Source organism: Streptomyces sp. Ag109_O5-10, assembly GCF_900105755.1.
Taxonomy (GTDB): domain Bacteria; phylum Actinomycetota; class Actinomycetes; order Streptomycetales; family Streptomycetaceae; genus Streptomyces.
On the sequence record NZ_FNTQ01000001.1, the window covers coordinates 4,612,999 to 4,629,807 of the forward strand.

At 71.3% G+C, this 16,809-nt stretch carries 14 protein-coding genes and 1 pseudogene; 7 read left to right on the forward strand and 8 right to left on the reverse strand.

All coding sequences use genetic code 11. From position 1 onward, the window contains the following. The first annotated feature begins 68 nt into the window (after positions 1–68). A complete protein-coding gene (locus BLW82_RS21080) occupies positions 69–893 on the forward strand; it encodes a maleylpyruvate isomerase family mycothiol-dependent enzyme (protein ID WP_093500701.1) in 825 nt (274 codons plus the stop codon). Between the two features lie 58 nt (positions 894–951). Next, the gene (locus tag BLW82_RS21085) at positions 952–1,716 is read left to right on the forward strand and encodes an SAM-dependent methyltransferase (RefSeq protein ID WP_093500703.1); all 765 of its coding nucleotides are present in this window, start codon (positions 952–954) and stop codon (positions 1,714–1,716) included. A 95-nt stretch (positions 1,717–1,811) separates the two neighbouring features. Here the strand turns inward: BLW82_RS21085 and BLW82_RS21090 are convergent, their stop codons facing one another. Then, positions 1,812–3,113: an MFS transporter gene (locus tag BLW82_RS21090; RefSeq protein ID WP_093500705.1), complete on the reverse strand. Its 1,302-nt coding sequence runs from the start codon at positions 3,111–3,113 to the stop codon at positions 1,812–1,814. Continuing rightward, entirely contained in the window at positions 3,110–3,760 is a 651-nt protein-coding gene (locus BLW82_RS21095) for a GntR family transcriptional regulator (RefSeq protein WP_093500707.1), read from the reverse strand. The genes BLW82_RS21090 and BLW82_RS21095 overlap by 4 nt, the downstream gene beginning before the upstream one ends. A gap of 197 nt (positions 3,761–3,957) precedes the next feature. Between BLW82_RS21095 and BLW82_RS21100 the strand changes: the two genes are divergently transcribed. Together BLW82_RS21100 and BLW82_RS44535 are read left to right on the forward strand one after the other, a co-directional pair. Further along, on the forward strand, positions 3,958–4,857 hold the full coding sequence (locus tag BLW82_RS21100; RefSeq protein ID WP_093500709.1) for a D-alanyl-D-alanine carboxypeptidase family protein: 900 nt from the start codon (positions 3,958–3,960) through the stop codon (positions 4,855–4,857). 178 nt (positions 4,858–5,035) lie between these two features. Continuing rightward, positions 5,036–5,194 (forward strand): annotated as a pseudogene (locus BLW82_RS44535) (DNA-binding protein); the annotation flags it as partial. A 287-nt stretch (positions 5,195–5,481) separates the two neighbouring features. On the opposite strand, the gene BLW82_RS21105 reads toward BLW82_RS44535, so the two are convergent. The 3 genes from BLW82_RS21105 to pdhA are packed head-to-tail and all read right to left on the reverse strand — an operon-like array spanning position 5,482 to position 9,075. After that, entirely contained in the window at positions 5,482–6,879 is a 1,398-nt protein-coding gene (locus tag BLW82_RS21105; RefSeq protein ID WP_093500711.1) for a dihydrolipoamide acetyltransferase family protein, read from the reverse strand. Positions 6,880–6,889: 10 nt separating this feature from the next. Next, positions 6,890–7,870, reverse strand: coding sequence for an alpha-ketoacid dehydrogenase subunit beta (locus BLW82_RS21110; RefSeq protein ID WP_093500713.1), 981 nt, complete (start codon positions 7,868–7,870; stop codon positions 6,890–6,892). Positions 7,871–7,872: 2 nt separating this feature from the next. Continuing rightward, positions 7,873–9,075, reverse strand: a complete 1,203-nt coding sequence (pdhA, locus tag BLW82_RS21115; protein ID WP_093500715.1) for a pyruvate dehydrogenase (acetyl-transferring) E1 component subunit alpha — start codon at positions 9,073–9,075, stop codon at positions 7,873–7,875. A 556-nt stretch (positions 9,076–9,631) separates the two neighbouring features. On the opposite strand from pdhA, the gene BLW82_RS21120 reads away from it, so the two are divergent. Further along, a complete protein-coding gene (locus BLW82_RS21120; RefSeq protein WP_177233023.1) occupies positions 9,632–10,648 on the forward strand; it encodes a phosphotransferase in 1,017 nt (338 codons plus the stop codon). 51 nt (positions 10,649–10,699) lie between these two features. Here the strand turns inward: BLW82_RS21120 and BLW82_RS21125 are convergent, their stop codons facing one another. Beyond that, the gene (locus tag BLW82_RS21125) at positions 10,700–12,283 is read right to left on the reverse strand and encodes a protein kinase domain-containing protein (RefSeq protein ID WP_093500716.1); all 1,584 of its coding nucleotides are present in this window, start codon (positions 12,281–12,283) and stop codon (positions 10,700–10,702) included. A 318-nt stretch (positions 12,284–12,601) separates the two neighbouring features. On the opposite strand from BLW82_RS21125, the gene BLW82_RS21130 reads away from it, so the two are divergent. Beyond that, the gene (locus tag BLW82_RS21130; protein ID WP_093500718.1) at positions 12,602–14,245 is read left to right on the forward strand and encodes a protein kinase domain-containing protein; all 1,644 of its coding nucleotides are present in this window, start codon (positions 12,602–12,604) and stop codon (positions 14,243–14,245) included. A 168-nt stretch (positions 14,246–14,413) separates the two neighbouring features. Here BLW82_RS21130 and BLW82_RS21135 read toward each other — a convergent pair whose 3' ends face one another. Next, positions 14,414–14,953: a bacterial proteasome activator family protein gene (locus tag BLW82_RS21135; protein ID WP_093500720.1), complete on the reverse strand. Its 540-nt coding sequence runs from the start codon at positions 14,951–14,953 to the stop codon at positions 14,414–14,416. Between the two features lie 188 nt (positions 14,954–15,141). Between BLW82_RS21135 and BLW82_RS21140 the strand changes: the two genes are divergently transcribed. After that, entirely contained in the window at positions 15,142–15,738 is a 597-nt protein-coding gene (locus BLW82_RS21140) for a hypothetical protein (RefSeq protein WP_143063703.1), read from the forward strand. Positions 15,739–15,766: 28 nt separating this feature from the next. Here BLW82_RS21140 and BLW82_RS21145 read toward each other — a convergent pair whose 3' ends face one another. Beyond that, positions 15,767–16,747: an NAD(P)H-quinone oxidoreductase gene (locus BLW82_RS21145; protein WP_093500724.1), complete on the reverse strand. Its 981-nt coding sequence runs from the start codon at positions 16,745–16,747 to the stop codon at positions 15,767–15,769. Positions 16,748–16,809 lie beyond the last annotated feature (62 nt).

Genomic DNA, 16,809 nt, shown 5'->3' on the forward strand with positions numbered 1-16,809 from the left:
GCAGCCACCTCCCGCTGGCAGCGCCGCCATCACCTGCCCGAGTACCGACCGCCGAGGGGTCCCGTTCCGTGAGTCTCCATCCCACCCTCCAGCCCTACGCCGACGCCTGGACCCACTCCATCGAAGCGATATCCGAGCTGGTGACGCCGCTTGTCGAGGGCGAGTGGAACCGGCGGACCCCGTGCCCGGGCTGGTCGGTGCGGGACGTGGTCTCCCACGTCATCGGCCTGGACTGCGAGATGCTCGGCGACCCGCGCCCCATCCACACCCTGCCGCGCGACCTCTTCCACGTCACCAACGACCAGCAGCGCTACATGGAGATGCAGGTCGACGTCCGCCGTCACCACACCGCGCCGGAGATGACCTCCGAGCTGGAGTACGTGATCATCCGCCGCAACCGCCAGCTGCGGAACGAGTCGCGGGACCCGGGCGCCAAGGTCCGTGGCCCGCTCGGCAGCGAGCTCACCCTCGAGGAGTCGATGCGCGGCCACGCGTTCAACGTGTGGGTGCACGAGCAGGATCTGCGGGCCGCTCTCGGACGCCCCGGCAACCTCGACTCCCCCGGCGCGCACATCGCCCGTGACGTGCTGCTCGGCGAGCTGCCCGCCGTGGTCGCCGAGAAGGCGAACGCGCCGCGCAGTTCGGCGGTCGTGCTGGACGTGCACGGCCCCGTCGAGTTCATGCGCACCATCCGCGTCGACATCCAGGGCCGCGGCACCCTCGAAACCGCCCCCGCCCTCGGCCCCGCCGCCACCTTCACCCTCGACTGGGAGACCTACGTCCGCCTGGCCTGCGGCCGCACCACCCCGGAGGCGGTCGCGGACCGGGTGAAGGCGGAGGGCGAACCGGAGCTGACGGCGGCGATCCTGCGCAACTTCGCGGTCACGCAGTAGCGGGGGGCCGCGGTAAATCGGTGTTCCGGGCCGGTCACCGGGACCTACCGTGCCCGGCATGACAGTCGCCTCCGCACCGCATGACGACCTCCCGCCCCGGCTCACCCGGCTCACCTTCCACGGCCCGCTCTCCGAGGCTCGTGCGACCGGGATGGTCCGGCGCCTCGCCGCGACCCGACCCTCCACCGTGCTGGACGTCGGCTGCGGCTGGGGTGAGTTGATGCTGCGCCTGCTGGACGCGCTGCCACAGGCACAGGGGCTCGGGGTGGATCTGCGGGAGGAGGACCTCCGGCGCGGGCGGCGCAACGCCAGGGCGCGGGGGCTCACGGAGCGGGTGCGGTTCGTCCGGGAGTCCGCCGTGGAGACCCGGCGCGGCCCGGCCGACGTGGTGCTCTGCCTCGGGGCGAGCCAGGCGCTGGGCGACGGTCCCGGGCCGGCCCTGCGGGAGCTGCGGCGACTGGTGGCCGACGGCGGGCGGGTCCTGCTCGGCGAGGGTTTCTGGCAGCGCCCGCCGACCGAGGCGGAGCTGGCCGGAATGTGGCCCGGCGCCTCGGCCGGCGACCACCACGACCTGGCCACCCTGGCCGACCTCGCGGTGGCCGCCGGCTTCCGCCCTGAGTGGATCGAGACGGCGAGCCTCGACGAGTGGGAGGAGTTCGAGTCGGCCTACCAGGCGGACACGGAGGTGTGGCTCGCGGCCAACCCCGCCCACCCCCTGGCGACGGAGACCCAGGCCCGCCTGGACACCCACCGCGCGGCCTGGCTGACCTACCGAGGCGTCCTGGGACTGGCCTACCTGACCCTGGTACCGACGACGGCTTGATCCCGCACGGGCCGGCCGCACGGGGAAGACCGTACGAGAAAAGCGGCATGCGCGACGGCCCCACAGGTCGCCGAGCCTCTCCGCCGACGGCGACGTCAGGCGGGCACGTGCACCGTCTCCACCCGGCTCGCCACCAGCCGTTCCCGCTCCCGCCGGACCGCTCGTCCCCGCAATCGCAGGATCTGGCTCACCCCCAGCGCCTGCAGCACGAACACGCACGAGAAGGCCACCGCGTAGTCGTCACCGGTGGCATCCAGCAGCACCCCCACCGCGAACAGCGTCGTCATCGAGGCCGTGAAACCACCCATGTTGGTGATCCCGGACGCGGTCCCCTGTCGCTCGGGCGGGTTGGCGGGCCGCGCGAAGTCGAAGCCGATCATCGAGGCCGGCCCGCACGCGCCCAGCACCGCACACAGCACCACCAGCAGCCACATCGGCGCACGGTCGGCCGGGTACACCAGCGTCGCCGCCCACACCACGGCCGTCGCCCCGACCGTGCCCAGCACCAGCGGCAGCCGCGCCGCGTGGTGGCGGGCGATGATCTGGCCGTAGACGAGGCCGATCACCATGTTGGAGAGGACGACCAGGGTCAGCAGTTCACCGGCGGTGGCGCGGGACAGGCCCTGCGCCTGGACCAGGAACGGCAGCCCCCACAGCAGCAGGAACACCATCGCCGGGAACTGGGTGGTGAAGTGCACCCACAGCCCCAGCCGGGTCCCCGGCTCCCGCCAGGACGCGGCGATCTGCTTGCGGACGTACCCGGCCCCCTGGTGCGGGAAGGGCGCCGGCTCGTACCCCTCGGGGTGGTCCTTCAGGAGGCACAGGACGAGGACCAGCACGACCACACCGGCGAGCGAGCTGCCCGCGAACGCGGGGGTCCAGCCGACGCCGTGCAGCAGCCGGGCCAGGACCAGCGTGGAGACGAGGTTGCCCGCCATGCCGATGAGACCGGCCAGCTGGGCGACGAGCGGCCCGCGGCGGGCCGGGAACCAGCGGGTGCCGAGCCGCAGCACGCTGATGAACGTCATCGCGTCACCGCAGCCGAGCAGCGCGCGCGAGGCGAGCGCGGTGCCGTACGACGGGGAGAAGGCGAAGCCCAGCTGCCCGGCGGTGAACAGCACGGCGCCGATGGACAGGACCTTCTTCGTGCCGAGGCGGTCGACCAGCAGGCCGACGGGTATCTGCATGCCGGCGTAGACCAGCAGCTGAAGTATGGAGAACGTGGACAGCGCCGAGGCGCCCACGTGGAAGCGGTCCGCCGCGTCGAGGCCGGCGACCCCGAGGGACGTACGGAAGATGACGGCGACGAAGTAGACCGAGACGCCTATGCTCCAGATCACCACGGCCCGCCGGCCGCCCGGCGGATCACCGGGCAGCGACACGCTGTCGCGGCTCATCGGACCTCACCCCGCGCCAGGTGCGCGAACCAGTCGACGTGCCGGTGCACGAGACCGACCGCATGCTCGGCGTCCCCGGCGCGCAGCGCGTCCAGGATCTCCTCGTGCTCGGTCAGCGACTTGGCGACGCGGTCGGGGTGCGCGTGCATGATCGCGACGCCCATCCGCAGCTGGCGGTCGCGCAGCTGGTCGTAGAGGCGGGAGAGGATCTCGTTGCCCCCGTCACGGACGATCGCCGCGTGGAAGCAGCGGTCGGTGACGGCCGCGGCGGCCAGGTCGCCCGCGGCGGCTTCGGTCTTCTGCCGGTCGAGCAGTTCCTCGAGCCGGGCCACCAGCCCCGCCGACGCCGGTACGGCCTTGCGCACGGCGTGCTCCTCGACCAGCATCCGGGTCTCCACCACGTCCGCGATCTCCTGCGCGGAGACCGGCAGCACCATGGCGCCCTTCTTCGGGTAGAGCTTGATCAGACCCTCTACCTCCAGCCGCAGCAGCGCCTCCCGTACCGGGGTGCGGGAGACTCCGACGGCCTCGGCGAGCTCGCCCTCGGTGAGGAGCGTGCCGCCTTCGTAGTGGCGGTCCAGGACGCCTTGCTTGACATGGGAGTACACGCGGTCGGCGGCGGGGGGCTGCTTGACGGCCAGGCTCATGCCTACAGCTTAGATACAACACGTACGCAAGCGGCACGGTCGTCCACCATCCGGACGTGATCTAAATCGCTCTCAGCGGCTGCACAACCATCTGTGCTACTTACGTGTCACACACGTGCGGCCCCATTCGCTTCGGCACCCCCAACTCGGCCGCACGCCAGGGGCATTACGACTCGACTCGACTCGGGGTATTTCAGTTGATTACCGGTATTAAGGGCACTCGCCTCCGCAAGGCCGTCGCCATCGCCGTCACCTCCGGCGCGATGCTTGCGACCGGGGCCCTCACCGCGGCGCCCGCGCAGGCCGTCACCACGCCCTCGATCGTGGCCAAGGGCGGCTTCATCATGAACAACGCGAACGCCAAGACGCTGTACACCAAGGCGGCGGACACCAAGCTGTCGACCGGTTCGACCACGAAGGTCATGACCGCCAAGGTCGTGCTCGCGCAGTCGAACCTGAACCTCGACAAGAAGGTCACGATCCAGAAGGCGTACAGCGACTACGTCGTCGCCAACAACGCCTCCCAGGCGCACCTGATCGTCGGCGACAAGGTCACCGTCCGCCAGCTGCTCTACGGGCTGATGCTGCCCTCCGGCTGCGACGCCGCCTACGCGCTCGCCGACACGTACGGATCGGGCACCACCCGCGCCAAGCGCGTCGCCAACTTCATCTCCAAGATGAACACCGCCGCGAAGAACCTGGGGCTGACCCACACCCACTTCGACTCCTTCGACGGCATCGGCAACGGCAACAACTACTCGACACCGCGCGACCTGACGAAGATCGCCAGCAGCGCGATGAAGAACTCCACGTTCCGCACGGTCGTCAAGACGAAGTCCTACACCGCGAAGACGATCACCAAGACCAATTCCACCCGCACCATGGGTGCCTGGACCAACACCAACACGCTGCTCAGCAGCTACAGCGGCGCCATCGGCATCAAGACCGGCTCCGGCCCCGAGGCCAAGTACTGCCTGGTCTTCGCCGCGACCCGGAACGGCAAGACGGTCATCGGCACCGTCCTCGCCTCCTCCTCGATCACCCAGCGCGCGACGGACGCCACGAAGCTCCTGAACTACGGCTTCACGAAGATCTGACCCACCTGGCACCAAGCCGACGAAGGCCCGCCGCACCCCGTGCGGCGGGCCTTTTGCCATACCCGGACGACCTCGCGCAGCAGAACTCGCGCTCTTCCCTCGCATTCATGAACATCGAGGTATTTGCCTGGCATATTTGATTTTCTCTGCCCTGGGTTCCGCAGCGGAGGTGGTTCACATGAACGAACCCGACAAGAAGGCGAAGCCCGCCGGCCGCCACGAGGCCATCGACATCAGCGACTTCGTGTACGCGGCGACCGGAGCGCGAGTACGACGGCTGACCATGCCGGACGGGAGGCACTGGTTTCCGGCGGTGGACGTGTGCAAGGAACTGGGGGAGTGTCTCCGTCTGCTGCGCAAGCACACCTGTATCCACTCGCGGGGTGGGACGGAGGACGGGGCACCGGTCTACGTGCTCAACCAGCCCTGAGAGAGGTGAAGGAACGAGAGTGGGCGGTTGCAATCCGAACTTGCGGCCGCCCGCTCTCAGCTTATGCCGCTCAGGTTGAGAGTGTGCCGAGACCGTGAGCAGAACTTACGCTCTCAGCGTTTACGCAGGTCAAAGAAGGGCGAGACCATGACTGGAAGTCACGGTCACGCCCTTCTCCCGCTTCTCGTCGGCTCTCAGCCCCAGGTGATCAACCGCTTCGGCTGCTCCAGGATCGCCGCGATGTCCGCCAGGACCTTGGAGCCCAGCTCGCCGTCGACCAGGCGGTGGTCGAAGCTCAGTGCCAGCGTGGTGACCTGGCGCGGCTTCACCTTGCCCTTGTGGACCCACGGCTGGAGCTTGATCGCGCCGACGGCGAGGATCGCCGCCTCGCCCGGATTCAGGATCGGCGTGCCCGTGTCGATGCCGAAGACGCCGACGTTGGTGATGGTCACCGTGCCGCCCTGCATCGCGGCGGGTGACGTCTTGCCGTCCCTGGCCGTCCCGACCAGCTCACCGAGCGCCTCCGCCAGTTGCGGGAGCGTCTTGTCCTGGGCGTCCTTGATGTTCGGCACGATCAGGCCGCGCGGGGTGGCCGCGGCGATGCCCAGGTTGACGTAGTGCTTGAGCACGATCTCCTGGTTCGCCTCGTCCCAGGACGCGTTGATGTCCGGGTTGCGCCTGATGGCGACCAGCAGCGCCTTCGCGATGAGGAGGAGGGGGTTGACCCGGAGGCCCTGCAGGTCCTTGTCCTGCTTCAGCTCCTCCACCAGCCTCATCGTGCGGGTCACGTCCACCGTCACGAACTCCGTGACGTGCGGGGCCGTGAACGCCGAGCCCACCATCGCCGCCGCGGTCGCCCTGCGGACGCCCTTGATGGGGATCCGGGTCTCGCGGACCGTGTCGTACGAGGCGGCAGGGGCCGCGGGAGCGGCAGGGGTCACCGGGGCGGTCGCCACCACCGGCTCCGGCGCCGCCACCGCCGCGTGCACGTCGTCACGCGTGATGATGCCGTCCGGGCCGGACGGGACCACCGTGGCCAGGTCGACGCCCAGGTCCTTCGCCAGCTTGCGCACCGGCGGCTTGGCCAGCGGACGGGGGCGTTCCTCGACGGGGGCCGGGGCGGGAGCAGGGCCGTGGCCGTTCAGTTCCTGCTGGACGGCGGCCTGGACCGCCGCCTCGGCGGCGGTGGTCTCCGGGCCCTTGCGCGGGCGGCGCTTGGTGGAGGAGGCCGCCACGCCGTAGCCGACGAGGACCGGCTGGCGGCCCTCCGGCTTCTCCTCGGGCTCCGGAGCCGGGGCCGGGGCCGCGGCGGGCTCGTCGGCCGGCGCTCCGCCGGACACGTCCACCGCGATGATCGCGGTGCCCACGTCCACCGTGGTGCCCTCGGCGAAGCGCAGCTCGCGGACCACGCCGTCGTAGGGGATGGGGAGTTCGACGGCCGCCTTCGCGGTCTCGACCTCGCACACCACCTGGCCGTCGGTGACCGTGTCGCCGGGCTGGACGTACCACTTGAGGATCTCCGCCTCGGTGAGCCCCTCGCCCACGTCCGGCATCTTGAACTCGCGTACGGACGCTTCCGTCATCGTCGTCACGACCCTCTCCTCAGTACGCCAGGGCACGGTCGACGGCGTCGAGCACCCGGTCCAGGCCCGGAAGGTACTCCTCCTCCAGGCGGGCCGGCGGGTAGGGGGCGTGGTAGCCGCCGACCCTGAGGACCGGGGCCTCCAGGTGGTAGAAGCAGCGCTCGGTGATGCGGGCGGCGATCTCCGCGCCCGAACCGAAGAACACCGGTGCCTCGTGGACCACGACCAGGCGGCGGGTCTTCTCGACCGAGGCCTGGACCGAGTCGAAGTCCAGCGGGGAGACGGACCGCAGGTCCAGGACCTCCAGGGACTTGCCCTCCTCGGCGGCCGCGTCGGCGGCCTCCTGGCAGAGCTTCACCATCGGGCCGTAGGCGACGAGGGTCAGGTCCGTGCCCTCGCGGACCACGCGGGCCTTGTGCAGCGGACCGGGGATGGCCTCGGTGTTGACCTCGCTCTTGTCCCAGTAGCGGCGCTTGGGTTCGAAGAAGATCACCGGGTCGTCGCTCTGGATGGCCTGCTGCATCATCCAGTAGGCGTCCGAGGAGTTGGACGGGGAGACGATCTTGAGTCCGGCCACGTGCGCGAAGAGCGCCTCGGGGGACTCGGAGTGGTGCTCGACCGCGCCGATGCCGCCGCCGTAGGGGATGCGGACGACGACCGGCATCTTGACCTTGCCCAGCGAGCGGGCGTGCATCTTCGCGAGCTGGGTGACGATCTGGTCGTACGCCGGGAAGACGAAGCCGTCGAACTGGATCTCCACCACCGGGCGGTAGCCGCGCAGGGCGAGGCCGATCGCGGTGCCGACGATGCCGGACTCGGCGAGGGGGGTGTCGATGACGCGGCTCTCGCCGAAGTCCTTCTGCAGGCCGTCGGTGACCCGGAAGACACCGCCGAGCTTGCCGACGTCCTCGCCCATGACGAGGACCTTGGGGTCCGACTCCAGGGCGCGGCGCAGCGACTCGTTGATCGCCTTGGCCAGAGCCATCTTTTCCGCTGCCATGGTCAGACCCCCTCTACGTCCGCGAACGACGCCTGGTAGGCGGCGAACTGGGCTCGCTCCTCGTCGACGAGCGCGTGCCCGTCGGCGTACACGTTCTCGAAGACGGCGAAGTTGTCCGGGTCCGGCATGGCCCGTACCGCTTCGCGCACTCGCCTGCCCAACGCCTCGGACTCGGCCTCGAGTTCCGCGAAGAATCCCTCGTCCGCGTGGTGTGCGGCCTCCAGGTACCGGCGCAGGCGCAGGATCGGGTCCTTGGCCTCCCAGGCCTCACGCTCCTCGTCGGCCCGGTACTTGGTCGGGTCGTCGGAGGTGGTGTGGGCGCCCATCCGGTAGGTGAAGGCCTCGACGAGCGTCGGGCCCTCGCCGCTGCGGGCCCGCTCCAGCGCCCACTTGGTGACCGCGAGGCAGGCCAGCACGTCGTTGCCGTCGACCCGGACGCCGGGGAAGCCGAAGCCCTGGGCGCGCTGGTAGAGCGGGACGCGGGTCTGCTTCTCGGTGGGCTCGGAGATCGCCCACTGGTTGTTCTGGCAGAAGAACACCACCGGGGCGTTGTAGACCGCGGCGAAGGTGAACGATTCGGCGACGTCGCCCTGGCTGGAGGCGCCGTCGCCGAAGTAGGCGATGACCGCCGAGTCCGCGCCGTCCTTGGCGACGCCCATCGCGTAGCCGGTGGCGTGCAGCGTCTGGGAGCCGATGACGATCGTGTAGAGGTGGAAGTTGTTGCTGTTGGGGTCCCAGCCGCCGTGGTTGACGCCGCGGAACATGCCCAGCAGGTTGGTCGGGTCGACCCCTCGGCACCAGGCGACGCCGTGCTCGCGGTAGGTCGGGAAGACGTAGTCGTCCTCGCGGGTGGCCCGCCCGGAGCCGATCTGGGCGGCCTCCTGGCCGAGCAGGGACGCCCACAGGCCCAGTTCGCCCTGTCGCTGCAGGGCGGTGGCCTCGGCGTCGAAGCGGCGGGTGAGCACCATGTCGCGGTACAGACCGCGCAGCTCCTCGGGGGTGATCCCGGCGACGTACGCGTCGTACTCGGCGTTCTTGACCCGCTTGCCCTCGGGGGTCAGCAGCTGCACGAGCTCGGGTTCGGTGCTCTTCTTCGTGGTGGTGCGGCTGGTGGTGCGCTTGGTGCCGGTCTTGCTGCCGGTGGTACCGGCCTTGCCTGCGGCGCTGCGTCGCGGTGTGCCCGCGGCACTGCTGTCCACGCTCACGTGTGCTCCTCCGTCGGTCCGGCCCCCGGGGTTGCCGGGTGAACCAGTGCGGCTCACCTGCTTCCGACACCCGTGGCACGGGGTGTGTGCCACTCGGCCGGGAACAGGCGTGACAGGTGCCCCGGCGAGCGCCCTGCAAGATGCACGTTACCCAGTGCTCCACATTTCTGTGAAACCCCTCCTGACCTGCGTTTTTGCTTGGAAATCCAAGTATTTTCCGCTTGGGTTCCCAAGGAGGTCGACGCGGGCCGGAAGGTTGCTGGTCAGAGCCTTGCAGGAGGCCGGAGCTACGGCACGTTATCCCGCCGGCCGGGGCTGCGGGAAGACGTCGAGGTGTCTGGTCTGCTCACCGATGGCCGGGCGCGCGCCGGGTGCGGCGCCGCGACCCTACGCCCCGCGCCACGCCTCGGGAGGCCGCCTTTCGCACTTGCATTCGCAGCGGTCCACCACATGACCGAAAGCGACCGTCGGCGACTGCCTGTGACAACGCCCAGCTCACGGCTCTGCCGCTTGCCCTAGCATCTGGCGCGTGCCGCGCTCATGTGTACCACCCCTCGTGCCTCACGCGCCCCCTCTGGGCGCCCTGCTCCGGCGGTACGCCGCCGGTTCCGCGCTCGCCTGCGAACCGGTCGAACAGGGTCTGCTCAACCGCGGCTACCGCCTCTGCACGACCCGCGGCCGCTACTTCCTGAAGCACCACTTCGACCCCGACACCGCCGACCCGGCCGCCATCGAGCGGCGTCATCTGGCCACCCTGCGGCTGGCCGCCCTCGGCGTCCCGGTCGCCCCGCCCCTCGCCGACCGCGACGGCCGAACGGTCGCCGTCGTCGGCGGCCACGCCTACGCGCTGCACCCCTGGATCGACGGCCGGCACCGGCACGGCGGACAGCTCACGCGCGGGGAATGCGCGCGACTCGGCGCACTCCTCGGCGCCGTGCACGCCTGCCTGGAGCGCGTGATGCCGCCGAAGGGGCGCACCCGCCCGGCCACCAGCCCGCATCCCGTCGAGAGCGCCGACCCCTTCGACACCTACGCGCTCATCGACGACCTGCTCGCCCACGTCAGCCGGCACCGCCCCGCCGACGCCTTCGACGAACTCGCCCGCCACCGGCTGCTCGAACGCCGCGCCCTCCTGGAGCAGCACGCCGCCCGCCGCCCCCCGCGCGGCGCCTCGGTGGGCTGGGTGCACGGCGACTTCCACCCGTTCAACCTGCTCTACAAGGACGACGAGCCCGCCGCGATCGTCGACTGGGACCGGCTCGGCGTGCAGCCCCGCGCGGAGGAGGCCGTCCGCGCCGCCGCGATCTTCTTCGTGCGCCCGGCGGGGGCGCTCGACCTGCGTAAGGTGCGGGCGTACGCGCGCGCGTACCGGCGCGCGGCCGGAGCCACGCCCTCGGAGCTCGCGGCGGCCGTGCACCGCGTGTGGTGGGAGCGGCTCAACGACTTCTGGATGCTGCGCTGGCACTACGAGCGCGGCGACACCCGCGCGGACCCCCAGTTCCCGGCCGCCTCGGCGCTCGCCGTGTGGTGGACCGGGGAGTACGACGCGGTGTGCGACGCGTTCGTGCGGTAGCCGCCGCCGGCAGCCGGTGGCGGCCGGTCAGCCGAGCGGCGTCGGTGTCCTTCAACCGCCGCCGACACCGGTGCCGGCGATCGTGCCGGCGTCGGTGCCGCCGTCGCCGCCCGCGCCTGTCGTGTCGGAGGGCTGCGTGTCCGGCGAGCTCTCGGTGTCGGTCGGCTGCGAGGCGCTCGCCGTGTCGCTCGGCTCGTCGGTCGGCTCGCTGCTCTGGGTCTGGGACTGGGTGTACGACGGGGTCTGCGACGGCGTGTAGTCCGAGTTGCCGCTGTTGCCCGAACCGCTGTGGTCGGTCGCCGTGTCCGTGGCCGTGTCGCTGGCCTCGTCCGACGGGCTGGAGCTGGGCGTCTCGTCCTTGGTGGTCTGCGAGGCGGTCGGGGACTGCGACGCACCGCTGCCGCCGCCGTCGCCACCACCGCCCTTGTTGAGCGCCAGGGCGACACCCGCCGCGATGGCGATCACCGCGAGGACGGCCAGGATCCACAGCCTGCCGCGGCCGCTGCCCTTGTTGCCGTGCCCCTCGAAACCGCCGTCGTCCCCGGCCCCGTAACCGCCCGGCAGGATCGGCTGCGGGATCTGCGTGGTCCCCGCGGTCGCCGGGTGCGGCATCGCGGTCGTACCGGCGAAGCCGGCCGCCGGGGTCTGCCGGCCGTCGTGCACCGTGACCGGGCCGGTGTTCCAGGTGCCGGTGTGGGCACCCTGGTCGTACAGCATCTGCAGGCCGTACTGGACCAGGCCGCGCATCTCCTCGGCGGTCTGGAAGCGGTCGTCGGGCTCTTTGGCGAGCGAGCGCATGACCAGCCCGTCCAGCTCCGGCGGGGCCGCGCCCTCGGAGGCCTGGGAGGGCGGCATCGGGATGTCCTGGACGTGCTGGTACACCACCGACAGCGGCGTCTCGCCGATGAACGGGGGCCGCAGGGCGAGGAGTTCGTAGAGCAGGCAGCCGGTGGCGTACAGGTCGGAGCGGTGGTCGACGGCCTTGCCGAGCGCCTGCTCCGGGGAGAGGTACTGGGGCGTGCCCATGACCATGCCGGTCTGCGTCATCGTCGTGGAGGCGCCGTGCAGCGCCCGGGCGATGCCGAAGTCCATCACCTTGACGGCGCCGTTGTGCGTGATGATCACGTTGGCGGGCTTGATGTCGCGGTGCACGATGCCGTGCTGGTGCGAGTAGGCCAGCGCGTCGAGGACACCGGAGACGATGATCAGGGCCTGCTCGGGGCCCGGGGCCTCGGCGTCGATCAGCAGGTCGCGGATGGTGCGGCCCTCGACCAGCTCCATCACGATGTACGGCACGGACTGGCCGCCGACCGCGTCCTCGCCGGAGTCGTACACCGCCACGATCGCGTGGTGGTTGAGCCCGGCGACCGACTGCGCCTCGCGCGTGAAGCGGGCCTTGGAGACCGGGTCCTCGGCGAGGTCGGCCCGGAGCAGCTTCACTGCCACGGTACGGCCGAGCCGTACGTCCTCGGCCGCGAACACCTCGGCCATGCCGCCCCGCCCGAGCCGGTGGGTCAGCCGGTACCGGCCGTCGCCGACCAGGCCCTGGTTGCCCCACATCTCCGGCGCGTCTGACATGCCGCCGCCAGTCGCCTCGGGGTCGGACGGGCCCTGGGCGCTGTGCGTCTGTGCCATCGGTCCTCGCCGTCGTTTCTGCCCGCGGTGCGCGCGGTGTTGTCACGGTCTCCGTCGGCCACGCTACAGCCTCCACGCAACCCGTCGGTCCGGGATCCGGCCCGTGGACGGACCGGCCATCAAACCCGTACCACTCGTCGTCGTGCAAATTCTGTGTACCGGACGTAGGGCACCTGTAACGCTCACGCAGCCGTTGATTCGCGTACGGTCACGGAACGGGCACCGCGCTTGACGTGTCGGTGCCCTCCGGCAGACTTGGCCGGGAATGGGACATTCGATCAACAAGGGTGCCCGAGTGCCGGGCGGGGGACGGGGAAAATGAGCCAGGACGGCACATACGGCCGTTACGCGGGGCGGGCTCTGGCCGGTGGCCGCTACCAGCTGCGCGACCTGCTCGGCGAGGGCGGCATGGCCTCCGTGCACCTGGCCTACGACTCGGTCCTCGACCGGCAGGTCGCGATCAAGACCCTGCACACCGAACTCGGCCGGGAACAGGCCTTCCGCGAGCGCTTCCGCCGCGAGGCCCAGGCAGTGGCCAAGCTCACGCACACCAACATCGTCTCCGTCTTCGACACCGGCGAGGACGCGCTCGACGGCTCGACGATGCCGTACATCGTCATGGAGTACGTCGAGGGCCGCCCGCTCGGCTCGGTCCTGGACGAGGACGTTCGGCAGTACGGCGCGATGCCCGCCGACAAGGCGCTGAAGATCACCGCCGACGTGCTGGCCGCGCTGGAGATCAGCCACGAGATGGGGCTGGTCCACCGCGACATCAAGCCCGGCAACGTGATGATGACCAAGCGCGGCGTCGTCAAGGTGATGGACTTCGGCATCGCCCGCGCGATGCAGTCCGGGGTCACCTCGATGACCCAGACCGGCATGGTCGTCGGCACCCCGCAGTACCTCTCCCCGGAGCAGGCGCTCGGCCGGGGCGTGGACGCGCGCTCCGATCTCTACTCGGTCGGCATCATGCTGTTCCAGCTGGTCACGGGGCGGCTGCCGTTCGATGCCGACTCCCCGCTGGCGATCGCCTACGCGCACGTCCAGGAGGAGCCGGTCGCTCCCTCCTCGGTCAACCGCGCCCTGCCGCCGGCCGTGGACGCACTGGTGGCGCGCGCGCTCAAGAAGAACCCGAACGAGCGCTTCCCGACCGCCGAGTCCATGCGCGACGAGTGCCTGCGGGTCGCCGCCTCGCTGCAGCCGGCCGCGCCGAGCATCGTCCCGGGCATCCCTCCGACGCAGAGCGGCTCCGGGGTCGGCTCCGCGGTGTTCCCGCCGGTCGGCCAGGCGACGCCGGCACCTCCCGGCCCGGTGCAGACGCCGTACCAGCCGGCCCCGGCCCCGCATCCCTACGGGGCGGGCGCCCCCGCACCCGCCTACGGCTATCCGCAGCAGGCGGGCTACCAGACCCCGGCCGGGTACGCCCAGCCGGCACCGTCGACCCCGCCGCCGTACGACATCACGCCCCAGGGACCGTCCGGCGGGGGTGGCGGCGGCGGGAAGAGCAACCGGCCGGTGGTCATCGGGTCGATCGCCGTGTCGCTCGTCGCGGTGATCGGCCTGGTCGTCGCACTGGCGCTGAACACCGGCGGCGATGACGGCACCGGCGGCAGTGGTGGCGGCGGGGGCAGCGGCGCGAGTGCCGCGTCCTCGCACGCCTCGGGCTACCGCGGGCCCGACACCTCGAAGACCGTCGACTCGACCGAGTGCACCGAACCGCAGGAGTCCTACAACGACCCGGACAAGATCCAGGTCCCGGACTTCAAGTTCAAGTACATCAAGTCGGTCAAGGAGTGCTTCCAGGCCGCCGGCTGGCGGATGAAGATCGTCTCCGTGGACGAGAACACCTACGGCGACGGCGCGGTCATGGAGCAGTTCCCGTCCGCCGGCACCGACGTCGCCCCGGAGGACATGCCGACCATCGAGCTCAGGGTGTCGACGGGCAACCCGGCGGCGGGCTGACCCGGGACGCACCGGCGCGGGACGCACCTGGCGCGGGGCGCACTCACGCGGTGCCTGCTGACGCGGTGCCTGCTGACGCGGAGCGCTCTGACACACGGGGCGACAGAAAGGGCCCGGCGGCTGTCCGCCGGGCCCTTCGCCGTATCGGGGTGTCCGGGGGCCGGGGCTCTAGAGGTACGGTCCGCCGGAGCGGCCGGCCGGCCCGTGCTCCTCGCCCTCGTGGCCGACGCCCGGGGGCAGCGCGCGCCGCATCGACTCCAGCTGGGCGCGGGCGGCCATCTGCTGGGCGAACAACGTGGTCTGGATCCCGTGGAACAGCCCCTCCAGCCAGCCCACCAGCTGGGCCTGCGCGATCCGCAGTTCCGCGTCCGAAGGCGTCGCGTTCTCGTTGAACGGCAGCGAGAGGCGCTCCAGCTCCTCCACCAGCTCCGGCGCCAGGCCGTCCTCCAGCTCCTTCACCGAGCTGGCGTGGATCTCCTTGAGCCGGGCCCGGCTGGCCTCGTCGAGGGGAGCGGCGCGCACCTCCTCGAGGAGCTGCTTGATCATGCTGCCGATCCGCATGACCTTGGCGGGCTGCTCCACCATCTCCGTCACCGGGACCTCGCGGGAGTCCTCGTCCCCGTTGCCGCCGCCGAGTGCCATCCCGTCCTGGCCCACGACCAGGATCTGCGGATTCTCGGGCGACCGTTCGTTCCTCGGCATCTCCATGCCGCCATTCTCTCGCACCCGTGCGCCTCACCACCGTGGTGCCCCCCATGAGGACTGATCCACCCCTCAGAACAGCCCCGGACAGCCCGTACTCCCTTCGGCCGCGTCAGAAATGCCGGAGTCGTCATCACATGTGAGTGTGGTGACCGTCGGCCCTGACGACGACTGTGCTCCAGGAGGTCACCGACGTGACTCCAAGGCTGCGATTCCGCCGCGCCGACGACCGGCCGCTCGGTCAGGTACGGCCCGCGCTCGTCCGGCTGCTGCTCGCCCTCGCGGCGGTCCTGCTGCCGTGCGGTACGGCGGTCGGGTACGGCCCAGGGCCGGTGCCCTCGGACTCCGCCCACGCCTCGGCCACCCCCGAGCCGTCGCTCGCCGGCACCGTGGCGGGCGAGGGCCGGATGCGGCCGGGGCGGCCCCAGGGACCGGGGACGAAGGTCGAGGACCAGGACCCGGACGACCCCGACGACCCCGGCGACTTGGACGACCCGGAGGACTCCGGCAGGCCGGACGACGAGGGCGGTGTCGGCGAGGGGACGGCGACGGAGTCCGCCGGGAGCGGCACCGGGAGCCCGGCTACCACCCCCGCCCAGCCGCCCCGGGAGGCCGTCCTGGCGCCCGCCTCCTCGCCCCAGCCGCACCCGACGACGGACCAGGCGATGCGCCCGGGCCAGGAGGACGCCACCGAGCCCGTGCTGCAGGTCCTTCCGCTCGGCAGCGGCCTGGTCCTGATCGGCCTCGGGCTCGGCCTCGCCTTCGTCGGCCTCCGGGTACGGCGGGGCTGAGCGGCTACAGATCTACGGGGCCACGGGGCTACGGGGCTACCAGCAGGACCTTGCCGATGTGTTCGCTGGCCTCGACCACCCGATGAGCCTGCGCCGCCTCCGCCATCGGCAGTTCCCGGTCGACGACCGGGCGGACATGGCCCTGGGTGATCAACGGCCACACGTGCTCCCGCACCGCCGCGGCGATGGCCGCCTTCTCGGGAAGCGGGCGGGCGCGCAGCGAGGTCGCGCTGATCGCGGCCCGCTTGCCGAGCAGCGCGCCGATGTTCAGCTCGCCCTTCACACCGCCCTGCAAGCCGATGATCGCGAGCCGCCCGTTGACCGCGAGCGCCTGGACGTTGCGGTCCAGGTACTTGGCGCCCATGTTGTCCAGGATGACGTCGGCCCCCGCGCCGTCGGTGGCCTGCTTCACCTCGGCGACGAAGTCCTGCTCGCGGTAGTTGACGAGGATGTCCGCGCCGAGCTCGGCGCAGAAGTCCAGCTTCTCCTTCGTGCCCGCGGTGACCGCGACCTTGGCGCCGACCGCCTTGCCCAGCTGGATCGCCATGGTGCCGATGCCGCTGGAGCCGCCGTGCACGAGCAGGGTCTCGCCGGGGCGCAGGTGGGCGATCATGAAGACGTTCGACCAGACCGTGCAGGCCACCTCGGGCAGCGCCGCGGCCTGCTTCAGGTCCAGGCCCTCGGGCACCGGCATGAGCTGCCCGGCCGGCACGGCGACCTTCTGGGCGTAGCCGCCGCCCGCGAGCAGCGCGCACACCTCGTCGCCGACCGACCAGCCGGAGACACCGGAACCGAGCGCGGTGATCCGCCCGGAGCACTCGAGACCGGGGTACGGGGAGGCACCCGGCGGCGGGTCGTAGTAGCCCTGCCGCTGCATGATGTCGGCGCGGTTGACGGCGCTCGCCACCACCTCGACCAGCACCTCGCCCTCGCCGGGCACGGGATCGGGGACCTCGTTCCACACCAGCGCCTCGGGCCCACCAGGTTCGGGAATCGTGATCGCATACATGCGGCCGACGCTACTCCCCGCCCGTCCGGCCCCCGTCGGTGACGTCACCGACGGCTCGCCCG